Source organism: Acidicapsa ligni, from assembly GCF_025685655.1.
GTDB classification, from domain to species: Bacteria; Acidobacteriota; Terriglobia; order Terriglobales; family Acidobacteriaceae; genus Acidicapsa; species Acidicapsa ligni.
The window spans coordinates 420,727-443,872 of the sequence record NZ_JAGSYG010000003.1 but is presented as its reverse complement, the minus strand read 5'-3'; the positions used below and the strand labels follow the sequence as shown (position 1 = coordinate 443,872).

Sequence of the window (23,146 nt, the reverse complement as noted above, 5' to 3'; positions counted from 1 at the left end):
TAAGATGCTGGAAATTATAGAAAATTAACGGGATTAACGACATTAACTGATCGACGAGTTCAGGTGAGAGTTCAGCTCGGAGTGGAGCTGGCCGAAATGAATGAGCTGAAGCTCAGCGTTGGCGGATAGGGATTGCAGGGCTTCGCGTTCTGTTTCGCGGGCGGAGAGGAGACGGGTGCGGGCGTTGGCCAGGTCGGCGTCGTTGTAGCCGGGGTGGGTGACTAACTCCCATGTGCCATTGGGAAGCGCCTGGAGCAGGGAATGAAGAGTCCTGGCGTCGAGGGTTCCGGTGGCGAGCACGCCGACTGCTCCGTCGGTCGTGGCGAGCTGAGCTTGAGCGACGAGCTTGCGAAATGTGGGCTGGAAGCGGTTGAGGATGTGGACCTGGGTGCGGCGGAGGAAAGGCGCGCCGGGGGTGGCTGCGAGGCTCCAACTGGCTTCAAAGGGATTGCGGATGGCATGGATGCCTTGATTGCCTGCGGCACGGAGCAGAGGGGCGAGCACGCGGGGAAACATGTGGGTGTGTTTGTGGGTATCGACATGGGTGAGAGAGAGGCCGAGGCTGCGGAGTCTTGCTATCTGGGCGGAGGCTTCGGCTTCGATTTCGCTGGGGCGGATGCGATTGAGGAAGAGATCCTGCACAAACTTGCCGAGCGTTGGACGGAAGCGGCCGGTGGCCTGATCCACAAGTGTGGGCAGTTGCGCTGGGGGCAGGACTGGTTCGCCATCGACGAGGACGACGTGGCAGCCTACGCCGAGGCTTGGGGTTTGGTGCGCGATGTCTGCAGCCTGGCGGGTTGCCTGGGCGACAGCCATGAGGGTGGCCGAGGTGAGGGCGAGCTGGCGATGGAGTTCGACGATGGCTCGATTGACGCCTGCGGTCAGGCCAAAGTCATCGGCGTTCACGATGAGTCGTTTCACTCGGTTGAGTGTATCAATCCTGGCGTCCTGGGGTGTCGTTTGAACGTTGTTGCAGGATGTTGCTGGATATTGGGCGTCGCAGTTTGGGGCTGAGGCGAATCGCTGGTATGATTGCAAAGGCGGCAATTCATTGCCACGTTACCGCGAATGCGGGCGGTTAGCTCAGTTGGTTAGAGCGCCTGCCTTACAAGCAGGATGTCGGGGGTTCGAGTCCCTCACTGCCCACCATATATTCGTTTTATATTGTTCGATAGCGTTCAAATTCCGTTAGTCATAAGGCGAGCTTTGCAGATTTATTTCTGGCTGACGCAAAAGCTCTCGCACTCGCGTATCCAGATCCCGCGAGAGGATATGACGCGAGTGCCGCGGACAGTGCTATCGCTCAACATCTGGCATTCTGGACAGGTAAGAATTGCGAGCGTATCCGCAATATCATGTACCAATCCAAATTAGTGAGAGATAAGTGGGAACGCGAAGACTATCTGCCTCGCACCATTCTTGGCGTAGTTGCGCGTCAGGTTGATGTTTTCATCGATGAGGTAGCTCGCCGTCGTATGTAACTAGAAAAATCCATGCGTATTCAACAGCTCTGACAGAAACGGACGCTACAGGCAACAATCCGACGCGCTATATCTTCTTCAATGGTCAGCGGATTGCGCGAATCGATCCTGGAGCGACGACGCCGAAATATTATGTGGAAGATAACCTTGGCACAACGGCTCTGGTCACAGATTCATTAGGCAACGTGTTGAATGATTCTCTCTATTTTCCCTACGGCGGGGAGCGTGTCATCGCACAGAACGACACGGCCAACAACTACAAGTTCACCGGCAAGGAGCGTGACCCGGAGAGCGGTCTGGATGACTTTGGAGCGCGGTATTATGCCAGCAATCTAGGCCGCTTTATGACTCCGGATTGGGCAGGCAGCGCCACGGCTGTTCCCTATGCCAGCTTCGGCGATCCGCAGACACTCAATCTCTACAGCTATGTAGAAAATGGACCGCTCAACCGCGTCGATGCCGACGGACACGCCGCTTCGGCAAACACGGAGAATAACTGGGTCGGCATGACACTGACTGCCGATAGTGATTCACTGCCTGCCGCCGAGTTAACTCCGGGAGAACACAATCCAAACATGGGAACGAAGGACGACGAAAGAGCGGCTGAAGAAGCATATGATGGAATGGTTGCTGCTTCCACTGCTAGCGCTGCACAAGGGGCCCAACAACAGAGTGCTACGCAAACGCCTGATAACACTTTGCTAGCCCAGAACAATACGCCTCCGCCACCAGGCAGAACTCCTGCACAAGGGCTGCCACCAGATTCGACTGTGGTTATTCCTGACGGGAAGGGTGGCAGCACTACTCGCACTTCTGGCCCGGATGGGAAGGCAGTAAAGGATATTGATAAGGGCCACGATCATGGGGCAGGTGATCCTCACGTGCATGATTGGGATTGGGGCAAGAAACCGCCCCGTCAGCCCGCCCGTCCACTTACACCTGAAGAACAGGCCAATATGAAGCGCGCCGCCGGAGGAGCTACGGCTGGTGTAATCATCTACTGGATTGTGAGCGAAGCGTCGAGAATCCTCTTCCCGCCTAGAAACCTTATCCCAGTACCGTGAGGCAATGAAATGAGTGTTCAGATGGAAAACTTAACCGTACAAAAATTCAATTCGATTTCGTGGCACGACTCCAAGTTGGTGGGCTTCTGCCTTTACAAGCATGAAGGAGAGGACCGGGTAAGGCTCTCGCTAGAGCTGCTAGGCGCAGGCGGTTCTCTAACACCAACAGACATCGTCTTCAAGGAGTGTGTTTATTTTGCATCCGACGTGTACTTAGCGGCTAAGTCCATGTGCGCCGATGACATCTCAGGTGCAGAATGCTACGAGTCGTCAGACTGGAAAAATGCCGTCTCGGAACCGAGTCCGTTCGATGTGATTTTGGGCGGTCGGGGGTTCGAGGAGCACCTGCACTTTAGTGTGAGCATGTGCCCTCCGGGCGGCACAATCAATATCTTGGCAAGGGACTTCTCGCTCGAAAGTTCCAAGTAGAGATCGTTGGTTCAGGCCGTCCTCTGGTCTCCGTATCGCTCCGATCAAAGGGCGTGCTGCCTACGGCATCGGGAAGAGGAGAGAGTCATGCGCAGAAATACTTTGGTTGCGTGCCTTATGGGTGCAGTTCTGTTGGGGAGTGGCATCGCTCAATCAGTAGTCAACGACAGCGACATGATCGAATACGACCGTCGGCTAGCTGAAAGCCATAAGACCGTCCTTCCAGCAGCCGGTGTCATCCCGGACGCGGAGACTGCAAAGTCAATCGCGTTAGCTGTTGCAATACCGATCTGGGGAAGGGACAAGGTCACATCCGAACTCCCTCTTAGAGCGGGCCTCAAGGGAAATGTCTGGACGGTGATCGGCGATCCTCATTTGTATGGCGGTGAAACGGGCGGTGAGCTGATTATCCAACTCGATAAGCGGACCGGAGCGGTGCTCTCGTTCCTTCATACACAATAGGTTTTGCTCGGCAGCACAATACCCATCGCCGAACAGCGAAGGAAAGGTCGTTCCAAAGTAACCATGCTCCGGTCTATTCACGTTGTGCGCATGAATCGCAAAGGGCTCGTCCCGGTCGCCTTTTTAGCCGTATTGCTCTTGTTCGTCGCAGGCGCGGGAGCAGCAAGCAGACCGTCCGCTGCGGAACTGACGGCGATCACTGAGCGGGGTCGACTCCTCGCGGGATATGATGCCGCAGCCTGGCAGGCCACGGATGCAGTCTTGGCTACCCATCCAAAAGAGGGGTCTTCCAATCGTTATATCGCCCACAAGACCGAGACGGGTTGGGTGGTGGACTTCGGACGGTTGAGTGTGACCGAGGATAAGTTCTTGGTGGTCTCCGAGGCGATCCAATCGGGCGGCCAATACACGGTCAAGAGCTTCGACCCGGCGCGGGAGGATACAGGCTGGAATCTCGCAGCAGCCAGGGGGATCGAAATGGCTATGCGGGATTTTCATGGAGCGGATCGCCCCTATAACGTCGCCGTGCTCCCGGCAGATGGCGGAAGCCTGTACGTGTACCTTTATCCGGCCCAGGTTAAAGAGGGGGTCTATCCGCTGGGAGCCGATGTGCGCTACCGCATCTCGCCGGATGGAACCAAGATCACAGAAAAGCGCCAGATGCACAAAAGCATCATCGAGTCCGTCTCCGCAGACCCGAAGGTGAAAGTGGAAACCGGTTACCACACGCATGTGCTGAGTGACCTTCCTGAGGACACGGACGTGTTCCTGGTTCTGACGCGGCTGCCGCATGTGCCGGAGATCGTGGTCACGCAGCACTACATGTACACTATCGCCACTGACTGCACGATCACGGTGTCTGACCGTCCCAAGTAGGCTGGTGGGCTGCTTACACTTATGATGCGGATGCCGGTAGCGTTGGCCCAACAAAATAATTCCACGGCTTTGCCTACAGGCCAACAACTGACGATGGTACAAACTTTGATGGGTGAGCAGACTGGCGAAGCCTCCGTTGGAACTAACCAGTATGCAGACGATGAATCAGGACGTAAGGTAGGCCCACCCGGGGGAGCAGTAATCACAGATGCGACTCTGGATAAAGAAGCTAACCTCATGGCCGGCACAATGCTCAATTTAGGTCACGTTGGAAATGCCAAGACCTATCGCGGCCTGCCTGCAGGCAAACATCTAACAACTCTAGCGGCAAAGGCGAAGCCGGGAAGCGCGCTTGCCATTCAATTGCAAAGAGATATCGGTGCCGTTAAGAATGCAACTCCTTCGCCCTACTCCCAATGGCGAGCAGTTAATCAGGGCTTCGTTCGAAGCCGCGGCGATGCTCTTCGAGTTGTCGGGACGGATTTCATACCGTGAAAAGGTAAAAGATGAAAAAGAAAAGTTTGCTCGTTTGCTATTTGCTAACGCTTGTCGGATGTATGGCAGTGTTTTCTCAGGCGACACCGGCGATCACTCGGCCGGTGGGTTTCCAATGGCTTGGGAACCTCCCTGTCGATGAACTTTATTCGACAAAGGCCATGAGAATCGACGGAAATCGAGGTGCAATTATCAAGGAGCAAGTGACCTTGACCTCTACTGACGGGGGCCGCTCTTGGAGCCAGTTGAAGAAAGCATCATCTGTCGATGTGTCGTCGGCGTGGCTGACACCTTTACTGCATTCCTTGCGTCTATCTTCGGATTCACTCCTTGTGAACAATGCTCCTGGTGCAGCAACGAGAGTGATCCCGTTGCAAGAGGAAAACGTTAGTTATTTATCTACTGCTTCGTCGGAAACCCTTCAGCAGATGTTTTTGGTTGGCGGAAGGAGCGTCGCAACGACCAAGCAAGAGCTGGCAGAGTTGCCGCAGTACGCACGCGATCCAACCACTGCCGAAGCGCGAATGATAACTCCGATGATTTCTGTCAGTAGCGATTATGGAAAGACCTGGCAGGCGATGGGCTTGGAAAAAGCTGTCGGCTACCTCGATAGTGTCAAGGCAATTGGTAGCGACGAACTTGCCTGGGGTCCGTATTCTGTCTATGCTTCGACAGATTCTGGGAAGTCGTGGAAGCTAATGAAGATGGATACTCCAGATGGAGAGGAAGACGCATACCCTATCTCAGGTGCCATTGTTGCTGACCGTGTATATGTCAGCTTGAAGAATGGGAGGCTGCTCAGTGGGCAGATCGGTGGTGAATCACTGAAGCCTGTCGCGCGACCGCCCAGCGCGATTGGCCAACTCACATTTACAGGTCAATGCACGGGGTTTGGCATAGCACCATCGACTACTAATGATGAAGATGTCTTGATGGAAACCAAGGATAGCGGAGAGACGTGGTTTCCAATACTACGAGCAAAGAAGATCGTGGCATTGACATCTTATGGGTCAGAAATTTTTGGTGCGACTCAAAACCGAGCGTTCCGCTTTCAATCTGAAGACAAGCTCTCAAATGAGAGCTGCGGAAATCGAACTCAGTAGTCGGCCCAACAGCAGGGACTGTCACCCGCCGCCGAGCAAACGATTCTGAATTCAAATTTGAGTGGCCCTCAGGCCATAGCCTTTGAAGCGGCAGCAATCGGTGCTGGAAATCAAAATGGAGTTGATCCGAATGTTTTAGTGGGGATGGCTGGGCAAGAGTTAACGTTCAATCCCGCAGCACAATCTTCTACTAGTACGGCGAACGGCTTGTTTGGTTTGACGGATGGAGTTCGATCGCAATACGGATTGAGTAACGGTGATGCCACCGGTACGAGTGCGTCTGCGATCACCAATCAGGTGACTACGGCAGCTCATTATCTCGGTGATCTGAAAAACGGTCCTGTGCCGAAATCCCATCCTGAACACTCCCTCGAAATCGCTATTGGGTATTATCGCGGTTCCCGTAAGGGAGTAAATGGAGCGATAAATTCAAAAGGTGGGTATGACGCAATGCGCAAACTTTCATACGGCGGAGAGACATTGGGTCACTACATCAACTCAGTAGAGAGGTATGTTCCATGAAACCATGTCGCTTCATCATCGCACTCATGCCTTTATGCTTCTGGCTTGCGTCGTTCACCAGCCAGATGTGCAATGGTCAGGCAACTGCCCCTGCGAAAACTCTGTTTTCGAGCGTTTCTAAGCGTGAGACGCTATCGGCAGGGACATCGGCAGAGGAGCTTATTATTGGTCGTGGCCTTAAAGGTGACTGGAGAGCGGTAATCGAGAGAGACGGATTAACGCACCAGATCATATGGGACTCGAATACCCTGCACGATCCCTTTTTTGCTGTCAAGGCACCTGACTGGATCAGAAGTTCATCGCAGGGTGTGGACTACGAAGTCATTATGCGTGGTTGTGTGCCGCACCAATGCACGGACGGAAGGATTGGAATTGCGATTTTCTCTGGAAAAACAAAGCATCTGTATGTTGAACATTTAGTCTCGCAGGATAACGGTGGGTATGCCGTGCAATTTAGTCCCGCTGAAATGCCGCCAGAAATTCGCGCTGAGTTGGAGAAAGCGGCTTGTATTGATCCGGGGATTACAGCACCATCTCGATTACCCTTTCCGTGTCATTGAGTGGTTTTTGAGCCATTAGTCGGCCCAACAGAATGGAATTGGTCCCATTGTGGGGTATCCGGAAACTGGTACGAACTCTTGGCGCGCTGCTAATGACCAAGTTTTTAGCGATGCAGCTAATCAATTCGACCAAGACAACACCATAGCTCCTGGGTCGCCGCTCTATGTAACACCGAAACAGTTGAAGGCCCAAGCAATGATTGAATCCGGAGGCTCGCCTGCCGCTTTTGCTACGGACCCACTTCAGGTAAACGTTGCTGGAGACTGGTCTGCGCAGAAGGGAGCGATGACGGGTCTTGAGCAAGGCCAGACGATGACACCAGCTATAAGCGCCGCCGCATCTCTGAAGTGGTTGTTGAATAAGGCAACGATCCACGACGGTGCTGGAAACGATGTTGGGTTCCGAAGTATGTCCGATGCGCTTCGCAACTATAATGGGAACACTAGAGTCTATCCGAACCAAGGAGGGCTACAGCATCGAGATAAGCCGGAGCTCGATCAAAGACGGGTGAGATCTTGGTGGATACAGCAGCGCATTTGCCCGGAAAGCCCTTTTGGGTTCTGTATGGAACAACGCCACCGCCAAACACGATTCCGAGGAACTGATCATGAAGAAAGCGCTTTACGGTATCCTGGGCGTTCTCGTGGTCGCATTCGTGGCGACGTGGCTTTACCTGCAGTGGGCGCATGCGACATTCGTCGACCGCAGCATACGAGCCTACACGGGAATCGACACATATACGATTTCAGGGAAAGAGCATTCCGCCTATGACTGGTATGCCAGTCTGCGGATTAGTGAAAACGACGGCACTAAGCTCCTACAGAAATATCCGTTTCGGCAGGGATTCAGTAAGGCTGTGCTCGTGCGGAAACTCGCAAACCCGTATGTAAACGATTGTCCAAGTTGCTGGTATTACCTCGACGACAAAGGGCGCGGCCCCTACGACTACAGACTCTTTATCCTGAGCGGGGATAAGGAGCGATTGACGGTATACGAACTCTTTGGCAACTAATAAAACCAGGCCCAACAGACAAGCGCAGCCGGAGTAGCTTTCATCGAAGGTTGGGAAGGCTGGAATGGGACAGTTGATAGAAAGACGGGACTCACCTACGCGAAGGATGATGGCTTCGGCAATGGAACCATCGGTTGGGGACATAATTGCGGCAAGTGCGCGGACTTTAAGGACGGCATTACGACGGAGCAGGGTGAGGTTCTTTTGAAAAGCGATCTCGCTGGATTCGAGAAATCCGTGAATGGCCTTGGTGCTTCTCTTAGCCAGCAGCAGTTCGATGGACTTGTTTCTTTTGCATTCAACGTATCGCACTACGGTGATTCCACGCTGTTCTCAAATGTCGCCTCTGGCACTGCTGTAACTGAAGGCAACTTCACAGCATATGGTCATGCACACGTGGGTGGAAAGCTGGTAGAAGTGCCAAGCTTAATGGCGCGTCGGCGAAGCGAATACAACATATACGCCAATGGTGTTTACGACAGCAGCCATTGAGGAGGGAATGCATGATTAGAATGCTCGGACTCGGAATTATCGCATTTGCGTTGTTGGTTGAAGGTTGGCTCCCCTCCAGTGCCATTGGCAAATGGACTGTGGGGAAGCCCTACGATGCCGGCCAACCAGTCGGACTCGACGCAAAGCAAGAGGGGGCAATTATTGGCCTGGTTATCAAAGTGTCGCCAAGTCAAATCACCGTTTGTGGGAAAGACGTTCCGATCAAGTCGGTCGAAGTCGACCATCTCACGAGCAGTGATTTCCTCGCAAAGTACAGGTTCACTCCAAACCTAATTGGGTTCGGCGATGACCCTCTCGTAGAAATCAGCATTAACAAGCTGCATTCAACCAAGGCATGCGGAGAATTTGCTGACCCCGGGACAGATCTGCTTATCAGCAAGAACCATGCTGTAGTCGAAGTCGCGAATGACTATTTTGAACTGAAGAAATGATCTGATGCCAGTGTCTTTTTGCAGAATGTTGGTGGTACTAGTCCTCTTCCGCGGACTGTCATTTTCTCAGAGTAATCTGGGGCATAACGGCTCGGATGACCTCCAAGTGAACTGGAAGACCGATTGCGCACCACGCGGGTGCCTAATGCAGACGGAAGTATTGCGCGGGGACTCAGGTAGCCCTGCGAACCCGAAGGATTTCCGCGAGTATGTCGGGGTGAACGTTGCGCTGGCGCGGAACACTCGGCAGCCAGAGTACATCGCATTTTATGTAGACCCACGAGCGACCCAAGGGCAAGGAATTTTCGTTGCGTTTGCGAAGGCGACGAGAGACGGAAACTCGTGGAAAATGGCGCTTGACGATACGGGTGCGATCAAAGTCCCTTTTACGAGTTGCGGGAGGCTGGGTTGCATGGCCCGTATCCCGGCGGGCTTGGAAGTGGAGCCTTCCACGAAGAAGCGGGTCGATCTGCTGAACAAGTTTTTAAACTCTGACGCGGTTCTGGTTCTGTACACGAGGGGTAAGAGGGCATACCGAACGATGATCCCGTTGGCGTCGTTTCAACAAGACTACAAACATGTGATGACCATCGATATGACATCATCTCAGCCTGCTCATGCCCACTAAACTCGTTAGTAGTCATCGGCCCAACAGCAGAGCTCGTCGGGAAACGCGGCCATAAAACCAGACCACTTTACCTACGATTTTTTGGTTCCCCTATCGCCGTTCGCGCAATATACGACTGAAAGTGGAAATGTGAATGCCGTGTTTTCCCCTGAGACCGCAACTCATTTGAACGCTGCATTTGGGGAACTCAACCAAGATGGCATAGTTCCGCAGATCAATAGCGGATTCCGAACCGATTCAGATCAGACTAGGATGCAAAACGGCGGCTCAGGATCAAATCCTGCTGCGATGTTCTCTTGGCATCAAGCGGGCGGCGCTGTGGACTTAAATGGGACGCACAGCCAGCAATTTGGGACAATCACCTCTGTCATGAAGGCTCATGGATTCGTTTGGGGAGGGGATTTTCAGTCGCACAAAGATCCCCCGCATTTTGATGGAAGAAACTTTTTGCATCATCAGTGGGGCATGATTTTAGGTGCAGAAGGCTATTGGAACGCAAAACAGTAATGCATGGAGTTGTGGAGATGAAAGTAAAAACGGTTAGGCTTTTAGTGGGTATGCTGGTCCTCTGCGTCCCTGCGGCATGTCTTCTGTGCGCTGTTTGTTCTGGGCAGATTTCTGGCAGTTCCGGAGAGCAAAATTCGATTCATGGGCAATTCTTTTTCGGAACTTCGCAAGATGTGAAGTACTGTCCAAGTGCTTGGCTTCTTTATTTCGACAAAGCACACAACAGTGGAGGAGTGTTTGTTGTCGCTAGTATGGAGAAGTTTTCAAGACTCGAACTTGGGGAAGGCGGAGCGGTGCTCGTCCAATGGGCAGGGTTAGGAGACAAAAACTATCGATTCAAAGGAACCTTGAAATCCGAAGAACTGGCTGGAGAGGTTCAACTTGTAGATACACGCTCTGGCAGCTCGAAGTATGTCTGTGAAGTGGCTGCCACTAAACTTCCTCCTCAAAATGCGCGTGCAAATCCTGAACATCAGGTTGTAGCCAGTCGATACTCCAACACCGCCTATTCCAACGAAGGAGGAGACTTAACTGGAGTTGACATCCGTTTCTTCTCGACAGGCAAGGGCACTGAAGGGATGATTACCTTCCACGAAGGCTACTGGGATGAGCCTGTAAATACGCCACTCGTGCTCTCGCAGATCGAAATGGACAAAAAAACAATCCGGTTCGCGGCAGATACACCGAATGGCGTCACGCACTACCATCTTGTGCCAACATTGACTGGAGCGTTGTTCAATCGAGATGATATGGCCAGAACAGGAGGGAAAGACATCCGCTTGAAGAAGATGCCGACAGTACTACCCGCAATCGGTTGGTAATTCCGATCAGGGGGAAAGGGCAAGTTCACATCCTAATTTCCTTTTAGAGTGGGCCACAAGGGAAAGGTCTGAACTGTGATCGGGTATCCCAATTTGCATGGGGGTGAAACGGGTGGTGAGGTGATTATCCAACTAGATAAGCGAACTGGGGCGGTGCTTTCGTTCCTTCACACGCAGTAGACTTATTGTTCGGCAACATAATGCCTATCGCCAAACAGTGAAGGAAAGGTCATTCCCGTTTAGTCGTGCTTAGGTCCGTTCATGCTGAATGTATAAGTCGCAAAAGGCTCGTTCCAGCCACCCCGAATCTTCATTGAGACCCTGGTGTCTTCATGCTGGGTATATCCAGATGTCTTATTTTCAGGTTATTTATTTTTCAATGCTGCATGGTGATTTGAGTCCTTCACAGTCGAGAGGCCCGGATTGCTCCGGGCCTCTTGGTGTTTCGCGATTGTGCGCATTGTTAGAAGTGGTGCTGTTAGAAGTTGATCTTTGCTGCCAGTTGCATTTGTCGGGGTGAGTTTTGAGTGTAGGAGATGACTCCGAAGTCGGGATCATCGATTGATTGATCCGGGGTTCCGAAGACTGGATGGTTAAATGCATTCTGCGCTTCGAGGCGCAATTCCAGCGAGAGGCCTTCGCGGATCGTGGAGAGGGAGAAGACCTTGTTCACACTCGCGGAAACGTTGAAGGCGCCGGGTGTGCGGATTTCTCCATCGGCGCGTGGAGCATTGCCGAGTGTGTACGGTGCGGGCAGTACCATCGAATCGGGGTTTGCGATGTATTGGTTGATCCATACGGAGTCCTTGCCGGAGGTGCGCCGCGGCTTGGCCACACGGTTTGGCCGCTGTCCTCCGTAAGTTGGGAGCGAAGTGCCGTCGTAGGTGCCGAAGTTGAGCGGGCGCCCATCACTGACGCGCCAGATTCCATTCGTCTTCCAGCCGCCGATCAGCGCATCTGTCCACCGAGGCATATTGGCTCCTAGGAGCTTCTTACGGCCGATCGGCAGTTCATAGGTGTAGCTCACCTGGAAGACCTGCGGAATATCGAAGGTGGAGAGGCTCTTTTCCAGCCACGGCTTGTTCGGATCCTGCAGGCTGGTGAAGCTGCCAAGCCAGGTCGTGTTGTCGTCCGGAACCGAAGAGTCGTCCATCGATTTTGACCAGGTATAGGTGGCCAGGATTTGCAATCCGTTGGAGTAGCTCTTCTCAAAGACCGCTTGCATCGCGTGATAGATCGACCACGCGATCGGCCATGCTTCGGTAGAGACGCCACCGCAGGAGAACTGCGGATACGGCTCCTGCAGTTGGAACAGCGGCACGGTCGGAGAAGAAAGGCAACTGTTGGGGTTTGTAATGGGGCCTGAGTAGGGGTTGTTGACGTAGTTGAAGAGGTTGCTGATCTGGTCTGGCGAGTAGCCCTCAACCTCTGGCCCGAGATGGTTGATGTAGTTGGCGCCTGAGAAGTAGAGATGCACTCCCTTTTTGCCGATGTACGAAAGGCCGAACTTCATGTTGGAAGGGAGCTGCTGCTCGAAGCCAAAGCTCCAGCTCTGTTCATAGGGCGTGGCTACCATGTTGCGCAGCGGACCAGTGGCACCCAGGCCTACATCGTTCAGCAGTCCGAGCGAGTTGCCGGGAGGCTGGTTCAGGCCACTTGGGAACGGGTTGTTCAGGTGGAGGTATGCGGTGGCGCCATCGTTGTTGAATGTCGGAATCATGTTCGTCGACTGGTTAAAGCCCTGCGAGCCGTACGGAGTGACGCCGCTTGCACCGGCGCGGGACTGCGAATAGTAGATACCGTAGCCGCCGCGTACTACCAGTTTTGGCGACAGCAGGTATGCGAAGCCGAAGCGCGGCTGAATATCGCGCCAGTCGGTGTTGACCATGTGTCGTTCTTTGGAGCTGGCAAACCTCTCGCCGCCCACCGCCGGTATGGTTCCGATGCTGTACGTAGCCGTCGGGTCGAACCAGTTCTGCCGATTGTGGCGGTCGGTGCGCGGGATGGAGACGTCATAGCGCAGGCCAAGGTTCACGGTCAGCTTGCTGTTGAATTTCCAGTTCTCCTGCCCGTAGACGGCAAACTGGTGATCTTCGGTCGCGGGCTCGTCCTGTATCTCGTAAGTGCCTACGTTGTTGAGGGAGGTTTGCCCCATCATGAAGCTGGCCATCGCGTCGCCGCCGCATGCGTCGAAGGTATATGGGCAGCCCGCCGTTCCGGTGTTGTCGAAGTTGAAGATGCCTTCCGGCGCATTGGTCTGGATGTAGTTCATCTGGTGCAGGCGGCCTTCAAAGCCGATCTTGAAGTCATGCGGCCCGAGCACCTTATCCAGTGTTACCGTGACCTGCCCGGTATCCTGGCCCTGCTTGTAGTTGCCGTAGGGATCGCCGCCAATGCTGGTGTATCCGGCTGAGTAATAGGTGTTGATGAAGATTGCCGGAACGCCGACGATGCCGTTGGAGTTGAGATACTCCGGGAAGCCGAGCGTGCCCAGCGGATCGGTGACGCCGCCCTCTCCGTTGTAGGCGCTGATGCGCTCGGTGCCACGGGTGAAGCCGAAAATCGTGGTCAACTGCATTGTCGGGCTGAAGGTATGGGTGTCGTTGATCGAGAGGAGGTGTGAGGTCGACTTATTTGGGCCGCCAGCGCAGGGATCAGCGAAGTTCTTGAAGCAGTTGTAGGCCACCGTGCTCGTCCACTGATCGGAATACTTGCCGCTTAGCAGGTTCTTCTCGTTGAAGCGATAGTCGACCTTGATATCGTACTGATCGTTAGGATTAGCGGTTGCGCCCGAGCCGTTCCAGTTGTGGTAGATTGTCCCGCTCTGCGCCTGCACGTTGGCCAGGGGTTCGGGAAAGAGCTTCATCATCTTCTGCGCGACAGGGTCGATCAGGTTGCCGGGACCAGAGGGTATATTCGCTACGGCGTTACCGGGGCTGGTGTAAGTGCCCACGTTGTTGAACGGGATGAAGTTGCTGCGCAGCGGGCCGGCGCCGTTGTCGGTGGAGACATAGGTGGCTACGTACGGATCCCAGATCTGGCCTGACGCCACCGAGCATTTGCCCGTCGAATCAAAGGTGCCGCCTGCGTTGGAACAGACCGAGCCGAAGTCGCCACTGTTGCGCTCGGCGTCGGAAGGCACACCTGCCTGATAGCTGGAAGCGTTGCTCTGCCGCGTGCCATCGTAATCGAAGAAGAAGAAGGCCTTATTGTGCCAGATCGGACCGCCGAGGACGCCGCCGAAGTTCTGCCGGTGGACGGGTGGCAATGGAATGTCGTATGCGTCATTGAACCAGAAGTTGGCGTCGGTGATGGTATTGCGGGCAAAGTCGTAAACCTCGCCGTGGAACTGATTGGTGCCCGAACGGGTGACCATGTTGACTACCGAACCGCCGGAGAAGCCATACTCCGCGCTGAAGTTCGACTGCTCTACGCGCAGCTCTTCGACAGCTTCCGATGAGGGTACATACGTCACCTGCGTCACGCCGCCGTTGGGCTCGAAGTTGGTGATCGTCGCGCCATCCAGCAGCACGTCGGCGGTTGCGTTGCGGCTGCCGTTGGAGACGAAGTTGGTGCCGGTACAGTTCGTACCGCACTGATCGTCTGCCGTGGTCACGCCGGGTGCCAAGGCTGTGAGATCCAGCACATAGCGGTCGATCATCGGCAGGCTGTTAATGAGATTCCGGCCCACTACTACACCTGTCGTCGCATCGTCCACGTCGAGATGCTGATCGGTTGCATTCACCTCCACCGATTGCGTGGAACCTATCTTCAATCGCAGGTTGGCTGCGGGATTTTCGCTGATATTGACGCGGATGTTAGTTCTTTCTTCTTTGTTGAAACCGGGTGCCTCAGCGGAGACGGTATACACCCCTGGCGGCACGGCGCGGAAGAGATAGCGGCCGCCTTCGTCGCTCTTGCCATCGAAGTGAAAACCCTTGTTCTGGTCGACAAGAGTTACTTTGGCGTTTGGAATCAACGCACCGGAAGGATCGGTGATGAGTCCACTGACGGTGCCGAAATATCCTTGTCCGAACGACAAGGGTCCAAAGGACAAGGCAGTCAGCATGAAAAAGGCGAAGAGGGAGACGGAAATACTTCTCAACCGAACGAGCGTGGGACAGGTCATGCTGGCTCCATTCTGAAGATGGCTCGCCGGTACTCCAACGGATGTTGGAAAGCAAGAACGAATCGGGCCCGATTACGTCCCTTCAAGTTGACCGGCTGTGTAGACGTTATACAGCCAGTTTTTGTTTTTGGGAAACGATATTTTTTACGCTCATTTAATGGTGTCAATTCCTACCTGGCGATCATTGGGGCTTGATTCGCTCGGAAAAGAGAATTTTTGAGCCTCTAATGCTCGCCGCAACTCTGGCCACCATCACAGGAAAAGGCCGTTTTCCGCGTACGGGCGGCGAATACCGGGCTTGGTCGATTGGAAAGGGCATCTCCGCATCGCACGGCCCGCAATGCAGATAGATCTCGCCGGTGTTGCTCATCCGGCAGGTATATATCTACCGGCTGAAGCTGGGGAGGGGAAGTTAAGGTCTGATTATTCTCAGCTTGCCTGGCGTTTTCGCTGTATGGAGTTGATCTTGTTCTGGGTTTCTGATCCCGGAGTCGCTGTCGAGTTGTCGATGTGAACTTCATTTCATCGCAGCGGACGTGGCCCAAGCTGGCAAAATGCAATTAGATGAAGCCGCGATGTAATAACTTGTCGATTCCTAAGTCAAGAAGAATAGTTCTATTTATAAAGCCATTGACATCCGACCAGAGTTAATAACATCTGTACTCAATTGTCATCGATGAATGCTGTAACCTTCTCACGGCAATCCAGTATGCAGAGAGTAACTGATTCTTTGGATTTACGAAGGTTGATCCTGGCGATGTAGTCGGACTTACACGTAGCTTCTACGGCTGGTTTCGGAGTGAATCATGAGCTACTGGCATCGCATCTATCGTGTTGTTTGCCCGGCGTTGAAGAAGTCTGTATTCTTCTCTTGCCCCTGAGTCAGAACTTTTCGGATCGCTGCATTGTGGTTCCTACGTGAGCGCAATGGCGTATTGGACGTCAATTGATTTAGCAGTCATCGGGAAAAGCTGTGGTCAAAACTGGATTCAGGAAAGGCCAGTTGACGTAATCGTCATCGACCCCGTCGAATCATCTTCAGCAACTAGTTTTATTTTCGGAGAAACCGGATGCCCTGGCGGCGCACTGCTCAAACACTGCTCCTGTTCGCCATCGTGTGGCTCTGCGGCCTCACGGCTTCAGCCTCGGAATATCACGGCCAGGTCACGTTTAATAGTCTGCCTGTTCCCGGGGCTACTGTTACCGCTACGAATGGGAATCAGAAGCTGACGGCGATCACCAATGAACAAGGCGCGTATTCCTTTCCTGATCTCGCTGATGGGTCATGGTCCATTCAAGTTGAGATGCTCTGCTTTGCCACGATCAAGCAGGATGTCACTATTGCTTCTAATCAACCTGCAGGCAAGTGGGATTTGAAGCTGCTATCGCTGGATGAGATCAAGGCCCAGGCCAAGCTCATTGTCTCCGTTACTCCTGCCGCCGCGCCGTTACAGGCCGAAGCGACTCAGCAGACCAAGCCGAGGGATGCGAAAACTTCGGAGATGGCCAAGCCTGAGGCACCGCAAGCTCCGCAATCGGCGCCCGCGCAATCAACGGATCAGCGCGCCTCCGACGGGCTGCTGATCAACGGTAGCGTCAATAACGCGGCGACCTCGCAGTTCGCGTTAGACCGCGCCTTTGGCAACACACGTAACGGCGGCAGGGGACTCTACAACGGAGGCCTTGCGCTTGTCGTCGACAGCTCCGCGCTCGATGCGAGGCCGTTTTCTTTGAGCGGCCTTGATACTCCTAAAGCCAACTACACGCAGGTCACGGGTGTTGCGACCTTTGGCGGCCCGATCCGCATTCCACATTTCTTCTATCATGGCCCAAATTTCTTCATGGTCTATCAGTGGATGCGCAATCGCACCGATACTACGCAGTCCGCGCTTGTTCCGGACGTTGCCGAGCGCGGAGGAGATTTCTCCCATGCGCTTGATCCGCAGGGCCAGCCGTTGCAGATCTTCAATCCCCTCACAGGTCTGCCATTCGAGAACAACGAGGTGCCGATCAGCCCGCAGGCACAGGCTTTACTCGATCTCTATCCACTGCCCAATGTCACTGAAAACTCGGGCAACTCGATCTATAACTACCAGGTACCCGTTCTGGGTAACACGCATCAGGACGTGCTGCAAACCCGCCTGGATAAAGGAATAGGACGCCGCGATCAGCTCTTTGGAAGCTTTGCCTTCACGAGCAATCGCGCCAATGGAAACAGCATCTTCCACTTCCTCGACACGACGGATACGCTTGGCGTTGACACCAACATTAACTGGTCGCATCGCCTGGGCCATCAGATGTTTCTTACTTCGAAATACAGCTTTAGTCGCCTGCGAACACTGGTCCGTCCTTACTTTGCGAATGTAGAGAACATCTCCGGTAACGCCAACATCTCAGGTAACAGCCAGGACCCTCGCGATTGGGGTCCGCCTAGCCTTAACTTTTCGAGCGGCATAGCTTCGCTCACCGATGCGCAAAGCTCTTTTAATCGCAACGAAACCAACTCCATCTCGTCCTACGTCAACTGGAATCATCGCAATCAATACATCACGGCTGGAGGCGATTTTCGCCGTCAGCAGTTCAACTATCTGTCGCAGCAAAACCCGCGTGGTTCCTTCGCTTTCACCGGCGCATCTACGCAGACCACGGTCAATGGAGTAACTACCGGCGGCTCCGACTTCGCCGACTTTCTTCTGGGCATTCCGGATACGAGCGCTATCGCCTTTGGTAACGCAGATAAGTATTTTCGTGAGTCTGTATATGACGCCTACGCAACCGACGATTGGCGGCTCAAGCCCGAGTTCTCTATCAACGCGGGCGTTCGCTGGGAGTACGGAGCCCCCATCACGGAGCTATTCAACCGCCTGGTCAATCTGGATATAACCAATGGCTTTGCCGCTGAGGTTCCAGTGCTGGCCAGCAGCCCCACAGGCTTGCTGACCCGGCAGAACTACCCAACGTCGCTGATCCGTCCTGACAAGCTCGGCGTTGAGCCGCGTATCGGCATCTCCTGGCGACCGCTTGCAGGCTCATCGATTGTTGTGCGCGCGGGTTACGGTATCTATCAGGACACATCGGTCTATCAAGCGACGGCTCTTGCGCTTGCCCAGCAGGCTCCGCTCTCTAAAAGTCTAAGTGTGCAAAATAGCCCGGCCTGTCCACTTACTCTTGCCCAGGGATTCAACCCGTGCTCCAAGACTACGCAGGATACCTTCGCCGTCGATCCTAACTTCCGCGTCGGCTCTGCTCAGACCTGGCAGCTATCGGTGCAAAGTGACTTGCCTTTTTCATTGCAACTGACCGCGACTTATCTCGGCATCAAGGGCACTCACGGCGTACAGGAGTTCCTGCCCAATACCTATCCCATCGGAGCGGCCAATCCCTGCACGTCCTGCCCGGTAGGCTTTACTTACCGTGCTTCGAACGGCAGCTCCAGCCGCGAAGCAGGCATGCTCCAGTTGCGGCGCAGACTGCGTAGCGGGTTCACCGCATCCTTGCAATACACCTATTCAAAATCCATAGACGATGACTCTGTGCTGGGTGGCCAGGGGCCAGTGGCGGCCAGTTCCACAAGCTCCTCGCAACCCTCTGCGACGATTGCGCAGAACTGGTTGGATCTTCGCGCGGAGCGCAGCCTATCTACCTTTGATCAACGACACTTGCTCAATGCGCAGATTCAATACACTACGGGAATGGGCATGCGTGGCGGCACACTGCTCGATGGCTGGCGAGGTACGCTCTTCAAGCAATGGACGTTGCTCACGAATATCGCCACCGGCACAGGCCTGCCTCAGACACCGGTCTACTTTGGTACTGTGCCGGGCACAGGAGTTACCGGCACCATCCGCCCTGATCTGACGGGAGTATCGGTGCATGATGCTCCATCGGGCCTGTTCCTCAACCCCGCGGCATACACAACACCGCAGACGGGTCAATGGGGAACAGCGGGCCGCGACTCCATCACCGGCCCCAATGTCTTTACTCTGAACACATCGATGGCTCGCGCATTTCGCGTGCGCAATCGCTACGACCTCGACTTTCAGATTGTTTCTACCAACCTGCTCAATCATGTTACTTACACCAACTGGTACACGACCATCAACAGCTCCGAGTTTGGATTGCCTGCTGCTGCCAATCAAATGCGTAGCCTCCAATCGACCCTAAGGCTGAGGTTCTGACATGCGAATACAAAGAGTTCTAACCTCAGTCTTCGTCGCAGTCTTAGCCGCTTTCTCAACCCATGCGCAGACCATAGGTCAAAATGCACCGATGAACTCCGACGGCACTTTTACCATCTCTGTCGGCTCGCAGCTTGTCGTCGAAACGATCTCTGTAAAAGATAAAAAGGGCAATCCTATTTCTGGCCTCAGCGCCAAAGACTTCACCGTTACCGAAGATGGAGCGTCACAAACGATCCGCTTCTGCGAACACCAGACTCTGCCGCAAACTCCTGCTGCGCCGATGCCTGAAGGCTCTGAGGATCTCAAGCTCTATCGCCGTCTCGCCCGCAGTCAGATTGCACCTGAACAGCCTGGCAACATCCACTACAAAGACCGACGCCTGCTTGCTCTTTACTTTGACATGTCTGCCATGCCGCCTAACGATCAGTTACGCGCGCTGGCGGCTGCGCAGAAGTTCATACGAACGCAGATGACCGAGTCCGATCTTGTATCGATTCTGCGCTACTCCGGTGGCTCGGTGGACGTGCTCCAGGACTTTACAGCGGACCGCAATCGACTGCTGAGTATCCTTGAAACTCTCATCGTAGGCGAAGGCCAGGGCAACTCGGAAATCAACGACGATGCGAGTGCCTCCGATACCGGTGCGGCCTTTGGCCAGGACGACAGCGAGTTCAACATCTTCAACACGGACCGACAGCTCTCTGCGTTGCAGACAGCAGCGAAAATGCTTGGCTCGCTCAATGAGAAAAAATCACTTATCTACTTTGCCAGCGGGCTTCGTCTCAATGGCATCGATAACCAGGCGCAGCTTCATGCGACGGTCGATGCGGCTGTACGCGCTGGAGTTTCCTTCTGGCCTATCGATGCTCGCGGTCTCGTTGCGGAGGCTCCATTAGGGGACGCAACGCAGGGATCGCCCGGCAACATCGGCATGTATACCGGTGCGGCCGCGCTTGCCCTTACCACTAACTTTCAGCAATCGCAGGACACGCTCTACTCACTCGCAGGCGATACCGGCGGTAAGGCTCTTTTCGATTACAACGATCTCACCAAAGGAATCGTCCAGGCACAACAGGCTATCGGCGACTACTACATCCTTGGGTACTACACCACGAACGATGCTCTGAATGGAAAGTTTCGCCACATCAAGATCACCGTCAATCCTGAGCTCAATGCCTCGCTCGATTATCGTGAGGGCTACTTCGCGGGCAAGAAATTTGGGAAGTTCAATGCCACGGACAAAGAGCGCCAGCTTGAAGATGCGCTCATGCTTTCCGATCCCATCACGGAACTTACCATTGCGATGGAGATCAACTACTTCCAACTCAATCGCGCCGAGTACTTCGTCCCTATCGTTGTCAAGATTCCCGGCCGCGAGTTAGCACTCGCCAAGCGTGGCGGATTTGAACATACACTTATCGACTTCATCGGCGAAGTTAAAGACACGTACGCTGGAACGACAGCTACCAATCTGCGTGACAACGTCAATGTAAAACTCACCGACGCCACTGCTGCCGAACTGGCCAAACGTCCTATCGAATATGAAGCGGGTTTTACCCTGCTGCCCGGAAAATACGAGATCAAGTTCCTCGCGCGCGATGATGAAACCGGACGCATTGGCACCTTTCAGACCACCTTTACTGTGCCTAATCTGAACAAGGAACTTAAACACATCCCGACCAGTTCTGTAGTTCTCAGCAGCCAGAAGGTTGACATCAAAGACGCTCTCTACAACGCGCAAAAGACCAAGGATCAGGAGAAAGAACAGGCCGTCAATCCACTTGTTCAGAACGGTCAGAAACTTATTCCAAGTGTTACCCGCGTCTTTAGCAAAGACCACAATCTCTTTGTCTATCTGCTGGCTTATAAAGCGCCTGAAGCTGGGACCGCCTCAGGACCAGCCGCCGCTCCGCAACCATTGGTCGCTTACGTCAACCTCTACCAGGCGCAGAACAAAGTCTTTCAATCCCAGCCTGTAGAAGCTACACCTCAAGCTAACACCCGGCTAGGCGTAACTCCGCTGAGCTTCACAATACCTCTCAACGAACTTCCGCCAGGGGAGTACACGTGCCAGGTCACCATCGTCGATCCCTCAGGACAAAAATCGACCTACTGGCAGGCTCCAATCATCATCGTTCCGTAAGGTCCGATGAGAGGCAGAGATTGAATTTCGCGTGATACATTGGACGCCATGAGAGTTATTGCGATGAGGCCAGTGAAATCTTTATTGAGCAGTTGGATTCGTCCTGGTGCTCTCTGTCTTCTTCTATCGTTGCCCGGCTTTGCGCAGGAGGTCAGCTTTCATCTCACGCCTCTGCGTCCGGTGGAAGAGTTGCGTACGGAGGCGCTTAAGCAGCAGCCACCCCAGGAGCAGGGAAGTTTTCTCAAGCCGGATTTGGTGGAACTGGTCACGCTTGATCCCACAATCAAGCTCGACATTCGCTATGCCACGACGAACAATTTTCTAGGTACGCCGGTATACACGCAGGCTCGGGCTTTTTTGCAACGGCCGGCTGCGGAGGCGTTGCTTCGCGCTCATCATGCACTCAAGGCGCAGGGATACGGGCTGATCATTCACGATGGATATCGTCCGTGGTATGTCACGAAGATGTTCTGGGATGCTGTGCCCGTGGATAAGAGAATCTTTGTTGCCGATCCGTCTGCTGGCTCCAAACATAATCGTGGGTGCGCTGTGGACCTGTCTTTATATGATTTGAAAACGGGCAGGGAAGTGAAGATGCCGAGTGGCTATGACGAAATGACCGATCGCGCTTATGCCGATTACACCGGTGGCACGGAGGAAGAACGTGCTCGTCGCGCGCTGCTGCGCCAGGTTATGGAGAATGAGGGTTTCAAGGTTATTCCCAAAGAGTGGTGGCACTTCGATTACAAGGATTGGAAACAGTATCCAATCCTGAATATAAAGTTTGAGGATCTTGGACAGTAGGAAGGTTTGCCGTTCAGCGCGAACGAGTACGGGTTTATTTTGGCAAACTCCAGCGTTTAGTTAGCTGTTTATAGGTAGACTCCGGCAGTTGAACCAGGAGCGGCTTGCGTGTTGGATCGAGCCAGATGAGCAGGGTTTCGAGTTGGGCTTGCGGCATGGCTGTGCATCCGGCTGTACCTTCGTTGTGACTGTGCCAGATGTGAAGAAAGATGCAGGAGCCGCCAGCGGGTTGAGGCGGATTTGTGTTGCCATCCGCATCGATGCCGTTGTGATTGACTACGATTCCCCAGCGGTAGGATTCGCCGGTGTTGCGCATGTGCTCGGAGCTGTTCCAATCCGAAGTAACGGCAGAGCGATCGACGATGCGGTTATAGTGCTTCGAGTGGATGTCGTCCACGCATTCGATGGATGGAGTCAGATTCAGGTAGGGCATTTTCAATGCCTGCAAAGGCTGAGATGAGTAGCCAAACGCAGTGCCCAGGGAGAAAATGCCTGCGGGCGATTTGCCATCGCCTTCTTTTTTAACCGGATCGGAAGCTGCTCGAATGGGTGCATCTGTTGCAGTCACGCCTATTCCCCAGCCGAGACCGTTTTTGCCGACGACGATGGAGATTGGTTCGCCTACGGCATGCCAGGTCTCATGCGTGGTGGTGCGCTCGTATCGCTGCAGGCGCCCTTCGACGGTGTTCCAGTCGGGAGTGGTGACTAGGATCATCTGGGTGGAGTGCATGAAAGCATCTGGCGTGACGGCGCCAGCCAGCATAGGAGCAGAGATGAAGAGAACTGCGACCAACAATAGGCGACGGAGAGGAGATACATTTCTCATTGCAGGCAGTGTAGGCCAAAATGCGGAACTTTTGTGAGGATCTGCATTCTTCCATTGGGCCGCCAGCTTATCGCAGGTTGTCCTATAGTGGACGAATAAATCCGGTTATGGACAGTGTGAAAAACAGTCAGGTTTAGATAAAGGCAGAAAATAAAGGA

Annotated in this window: 21 protein-coding genes and 1 tRNA gene; 19 read left to right on the top strand and 3 right to left on the bottom strand. The window is 54.0% G+C overall.

The genetic code is table 11. The annotated features are described in order from the left end of the window. Positions 1-42: 42 nt before the first annotated feature. Positions 43-921 (bottom strand): ChbG/HpnK family deacetylase, encoded by an 879-nt coding sequence (locus OHL19_RS12270; protein WP_263357987.1) that lies wholly within the window; start codon positions 919-921, stop codon positions 43-45. A 151-nt stretch (positions 922-1,072) separates the two neighbouring features. Here OHL19_RS12270 and OHL19_RS12265 point away from each other — a divergent pair. From OHL19_RS12265 to OHL19_RS12190, 16 genes are all read left to right on the top strand, one after another. After that, a tRNA-Val gene (locus OHL19_RS12265) sits at positions 1,073-1,149 on the top strand. Between the two features lie 71 nt (positions 1,150-1,220). Continuing rightward, positions 1,221-1,481, top strand: coding sequence for a phage NrS-1 polymerase family protein (locus OHL19_RS23075; RefSeq protein WP_396126770.1), 261 nt, complete (start codon positions 1,221-1,223; stop codon positions 1,479-1,481). 134 nt (positions 1,482-1,615) lie between these two features. Further along, a complete protein-coding gene (locus OHL19_RS12255; protein ID WP_263357985.1) occupies positions 1,616-2,545 on the top strand; it encodes an RHS repeat-associated core domain-containing protein in 930 nt (309 codons plus the stop codon). 9 nt (positions 2,546-2,554) lie between these two features. Continuing rightward, positions 2,555-2,974, top strand: coding sequence for a hypothetical protein (locus OHL19_RS12250; protein ID WP_263357984.1), 420 nt, complete (start codon positions 2,555-2,557; stop codon positions 2,972-2,974). 87 nt (positions 2,975-3,061) lie between these two features. After that, a complete protein-coding gene (locus OHL19_RS12245) occupies positions 3,062-3,436 on the top strand; it encodes an NTF2 fold immunity protein (RefSeq protein WP_263357983.1) in 375 nt (124 codons plus the stop codon). A gap of 63 nt (positions 3,437-3,499) precedes the next feature. Then, the gene (locus OHL19_RS12240) at positions 3,500-4,312 is read left to right on the top strand and encodes a hypothetical protein (RefSeq protein ID WP_263357982.1); all 813 of its coding nucleotides are present in this window, start codon (positions 3,500-3,502) and stop codon (positions 4,310-4,312) included. A gap of 108 nt (positions 4,313-4,420) precedes the next feature. Next, the gene (locus OHL19_RS12235; protein WP_263357981.1) at positions 4,421-4,807 is read left to right on the top strand and encodes a hypothetical protein; all 387 of its coding nucleotides are present in this window, start codon (positions 4,421-4,423) and stop codon (positions 4,805-4,807) included. An 11-nt stretch (positions 4,808-4,818) separates the two neighbouring features. Then, positions 4,819-5,910 carry a WD40/YVTN/BNR-like repeat-containing protein gene (locus OHL19_RS12230; protein ID WP_263357980.1) on the top strand — a complete coding sequence of 364 codons (1,092 nt, stop codon included), beginning with the start codon at positions 4,819-4,821 and terminating at the stop codon, positions 5,908-5,910. A gap of 57 nt (positions 5,911-5,967) precedes the next feature. Then, positions 5,968-6,432 carry a transglycosylase SLT domain-containing protein gene (locus OHL19_RS12225; protein WP_263357979.1) on the top strand — a complete coding sequence of 155 codons (465 nt, stop codon included), beginning with the start codon at positions 5,968-5,970 and terminating at the stop codon, positions 6,430-6,432. Next, complete coding sequence (locus OHL19_RS12220) at positions 6,429-6,992, top strand: hypothetical protein (RefSeq protein ID WP_263357978.1); 564 nt, start codon at positions 6,429-6,431, stop codon at positions 6,990-6,992. Before OHL19_RS12225 ends, OHL19_RS12220 begins: the two co-directional genes overlap by 4 nt. A gap of 608 nt (positions 6,993-7,600) precedes the next feature. Beyond that, the gene (locus tag OHL19_RS12215; protein WP_263357977.1) at positions 7,601-8,005 is read left to right on the top strand and encodes a hypothetical protein; all 405 of its coding nucleotides are present in this window, start codon (positions 7,601-7,603) and stop codon (positions 8,003-8,005) included. Positions 8,006-8,047: 42 nt separating this feature from the next. Further along, a complete protein-coding gene (locus tag OHL19_RS12210) occupies positions 8,048-8,497 on the top strand; it encodes a lysozyme (RefSeq protein WP_317890574.1) in 450 nt (149 codons plus the stop codon). A gap of 11 nt (positions 8,498-8,508) precedes the next feature. After that, complete coding sequence (locus OHL19_RS12205; RefSeq protein ID WP_263357976.1) at positions 8,509-8,949, top strand: hypothetical protein; 441 nt, start codon at positions 8,509-8,511, stop codon at positions 8,947-8,949. A gap of 145 nt (positions 8,950-9,094) precedes the next feature. Further along, positions 9,095-9,577: a hypothetical protein gene (locus OHL19_RS12200; RefSeq protein WP_263357975.1), complete on the top strand. Its 483-nt coding sequence runs from the start codon at positions 9,095-9,097 to the stop codon at positions 9,575-9,577. Positions 9,578-9,715: 138 nt separating this feature from the next. Continuing rightward, positions 9,716-10,084 carry a M15 family metallopeptidase gene (locus OHL19_RS12195; protein WP_263357974.1) on the top strand — a complete coding sequence of 123 codons (369 nt, stop codon included), beginning with the start codon at positions 9,716-9,718 and terminating at the stop codon, positions 10,082-10,084. Positions 10,085-10,101: 17 nt separating this feature from the next. After that, positions 10,102-10,905, top strand: coding sequence for a hypothetical protein (locus OHL19_RS12190; RefSeq protein WP_263357973.1), 804 nt, complete (start codon positions 10,102-10,104; stop codon positions 10,903-10,905). Positions 10,906-11,383: 478 nt separating this feature from the next. On the opposite strand, the gene OHL19_RS12185 is transcribed toward OHL19_RS12190, so the two are convergent. Next, on the bottom strand, positions 11,384-15,034 hold the full coding sequence (locus OHL19_RS12185) for a TonB-dependent receptor (protein WP_263357972.1): 3,651 nt from the start codon (positions 15,032-15,034) through the stop codon (positions 11,384-11,386). Between the two features lie 1,070 nt (positions 15,035-16,104). On the opposite strand from OHL19_RS12185, the gene OHL19_RS12180 reads away from it, so the two are divergent. The 3 genes from OHL19_RS12180 to OHL19_RS12170 all read left to right on the top strand — a co-directional run bounded on the left by OHL19_RS12180 (position 16,105) and on the right by OHL19_RS12170 (position 22,162). Then, positions 16,105-19,212, top strand: coding sequence for a TonB-dependent receptor (locus OHL19_RS12180; protein ID WP_263357971.1), 3,108 nt, complete (start codon positions 16,105-16,107; stop codon positions 19,210-19,212). Between the two features lies 1 nt (position 19,213). Continuing rightward, on the top strand, positions 19,214-21,358 hold the full coding sequence (locus OHL19_RS12175) for a VWA domain-containing protein (RefSeq protein ID WP_263357970.1): 2,145 nt from the start codon (positions 19,214-19,216) through the stop codon (positions 21,356-21,358). Between the two features lie 63 nt (positions 21,359-21,421). Then, entirely contained in the window at positions 21,422-22,162 is a 741-nt protein-coding gene (locus OHL19_RS12170) for a M15 family metallopeptidase (protein WP_263357969.1), read from the top strand. Between the two features lie 34 nt (positions 22,163-22,196). On the opposite strand, the gene OHL19_RS12165 is transcribed toward OHL19_RS12170, so the two are convergent. Further along, the gene (locus OHL19_RS12165) at positions 22,197-22,988 is read right to left on the bottom strand and encodes a L,D-transpeptidase family protein (RefSeq protein ID WP_263357968.1); all 792 of its coding nucleotides are present in this window, start codon (positions 22,986-22,988) and stop codon (positions 22,197-22,199) included. Positions 22,989-23,146 lie beyond the last annotated feature (158 nt).

Coding starts and splice junctions, on each gene's coding strand:
- OHL19_RS12250 (WP_263357984.1), top strand. CDS start 2,555: ATGAGTGTTCAGATGGAAAACTTAACCGTACAAAAATTCAATTCGATT.
- OHL19_RS12245 (WP_263357983.1), top strand. CDS start 3,062: ATGCGCAGAAATACTTTGGTTGCGTGCCTTATGGGTGCAGTTCTGTTG.
- OHL19_RS12240 (WP_263357982.1), top strand. CDS start 3,500: ATGCTCCGGTCTATTCACGTTGTGCGCATGAATCGCAAAGGGCTCGTC.
- OHL19_RS12235 (WP_263357981.1), top strand. CDS start 4,421: ATGGGTGAGCAGACTGGCGAAGCCTCCGTTGGAACTAACCAGTATGCA.
- OHL19_RS12230 (WP_263357980.1), top strand. CDS start 4,819: ATGAAAAAGAAAAGTTTGCTCGTTTGCTATTTGCTAACGCTTGTCGGA.
- OHL19_RS12220 (WP_263357978.1), top strand. CDS start 6,429: ATGAAACCATGTCGCTTCATCATCGCACTCATGCCTTTATGCTTCTGG.
- OHL19_RS12215 (WP_263357977.1), top strand. CDS start 7,601: ATGAAGAAAGCGCTTTACGGTATCCTGGGCGTTCTCGTGGTCGCATTC.
- OHL19_RS12205 (WP_263357976.1), top strand. CDS start 8,509: ATGATTAGAATGCTCGGACTCGGAATTATCGCATTTGCGTTGTTGGTT.
- OHL19_RS12200 (WP_263357975.1), top strand. CDS start 9,095: ATGCAGACGGAAGTATTGCGCGGGGACTCAGGTAGCCCTGCGAACCCG.
- OHL19_RS12190 (WP_263357973.1), top strand. CDS start 10,102: ATGAAAGTAAAAACGGTTAGGCTTTTAGTGGGTATGCTGGTCCTCTGC.
- OHL19_RS12185 (WP_263357972.1), bottom strand. CDS start 15,034: ATGACCTGTCCCACGCTCGTTCGGTTGAGAAGTATTTCCGTCTCCCTC.
- OHL19_RS12180 (WP_263357971.1), top strand. CDS start 16,105: ATGCCCTGGCGGCGCACTGCTCAAACACTGCTCCTGTTCGCCATCGTG.
- OHL19_RS12175 (WP_263357970.1), top strand. CDS start 19,214: ATGCGAATACAAAGAGTTCTAACCTCAGTCTTCGTCGCAGTCTTAGCC.
- OHL19_RS12170 (WP_263357969.1), top strand. CDS start 21,422: ATGAGGCCAGTGAAATCTTTATTGAGCAGTTGGATTCGTCCTGGTGCT.
- OHL19_RS12165 (WP_263357968.1), bottom strand. CDS start 22,988: ATGAGAAATGTATCTCCTCTCCGTCGCCTATTGTTGGTCGCAGTTCTC.